We start from the raw sequence: 1,582 nt of genomic DNA on the forward strand, positions 1-1,582 counted from the left end.
ATCTGCCGTCGAGCGCGCCACCATCCACATCTGAGTTATCCCGGGGGAACATCCATGCGCCGTTTTGTCGTCACGTCCGCTGTCTTCGCCGTCACTTTGCTAGTCACAGGGTGCTCTGGAGAGACTGCTGTCACCATGCCCGACTTGGTCGGAAAAGGCCTCGATGTCGCAATCAGCGACGTGAAGCGAGCCGGAATCGACGATGAAGTGGAGGTCCTCGGCGGCGGCATGTTCGGAGTTGTCGACAAGTCGAACTGGACTGTGTGCAACCAAGAGCCTCAAAACGGGGCAGCGGTCTCTTCCGCCCCTCGTCTCACCGTAGCCCGAACCTGCGATACCGATAAGACTCCCTCCGAGGAGCCGACGCAGGAGCCCCCCCAGAAACCGGCGCAGAGCACCCCGACCGAGACCGCAGCTGTAGCTTCCGAGCCAGAGCAGACCCTGACGGTAGAGAACAACCCAGACCTTGCAGCGCTCTTGGCCGGGTCAGCTTCAGACAGGGACATGGTTGAAGCATTTGCGGCCAAATACAAGGGTAAGAACATCGAGTTTGACGGAAACATCGCCTACATGAACAATCATGGCAGCTACAAGACTAGATATGACATCCTGATCGCAGCTGGCGACTACAGTAAATCAACAATGACCGGCCCAAACTTCCAATTCAAAGATGTCAATATCGTTAGTGATTTGCACCTAACTGGTGCAAACGTTCCAGAGACTATAGGCGCGGGGCAGAATCTTCACATTACCGCAACGGTCGAAGGCTACAATCGCACTCAGGAGCTCTTCGTCCTGAAACCGGTTTCCACCTTAGTAAGATGAGCCTGAATAACTCAGCGGCCGGAGCCTAAAAACTCCGGCAAAAACCTATCCCTCAAAATTCTTCAGCGGTGAAGAACGAGGATGAAATCGAGTCCGAAGTCATCCGCATTCACCCAGCCACCTAACGAAGGCCCTGACTCTCCGGCCAGGGCCTTCGCTTTGCGCGCACTGCCCCTAGTTGGGCATAGCGTACCCCGCCACGTAACACCACCGCGACGCGTTGCACCTTTAGGGCCGGAGAGTTGGCCACCGGCACTGATCTCGCGCACCTTCGTTTACGAAACGCAACGCGATCCCCGACCCACCCCTTACTGTTGATCCTGCACCTAACGAAACCGTTTACGTAAACCGTTTTACGAAACCGATTACGTAACGCGGGCACAGACAGCAAAGACACCCTCAGGGAGGAGGAACAGTGGTCACCATCCGCGATGTCGCCAAGCACGCCGGCGTCTCCCCGGCCACCGTCTCCCGGGTTGTCAACGGGCTGGTCGGCTACTCGGACGAGACCCGGGAACGGGTCGAAACCGCGGTCAAGAGCCTCAGCTACGAAACGGACTACCTCGCCCGAGGCCTGAAGACCCGGCAGACCTCCGTGATCGGGCTCCTCGCCCCCATGGTCTCGGACGCCCTGGCCTCCCAGGTCATGCAAGGCGTGGAGGAGGAAGCGCAGGAACGCGGCTACGCCGTGATGCTCGGCCGCACCGGCGCCAAATCCGCCTACATCGCCGGCTACCTGCGGACCCTGCGCACATAC

2 protein-coding genes are annotated in these 1,582 nt (G+C 58.7%); both read left to right on the forward strand.

All coding sequences use genetic code 11. From position 1 onward, the window contains the following. Positions 1 to 135: 135 nt before the first annotated feature. On the forward strand, positions 136 to 825 hold the full coding sequence (locus LQV45_RS31180; protein ID WP_230011206.1) for a DUF4839 domain-containing protein: 690 nt from the start codon (positions 136 to 138) through the stop codon (positions 823 to 825). Between the two features lie 415 nt (positions 826 to 1,240). After that, the coding region (locus LQV45_RS31185) for a LacI family DNA-binding transcriptional regulator (protein ID WP_230011208.1) at positions 1,241 to 1,582 on the forward strand (342 nt) is incomplete at its 3' end.

It is taken from the genome of Microbacterium sp. Bi128 (genome assembly GCF_918698205.1).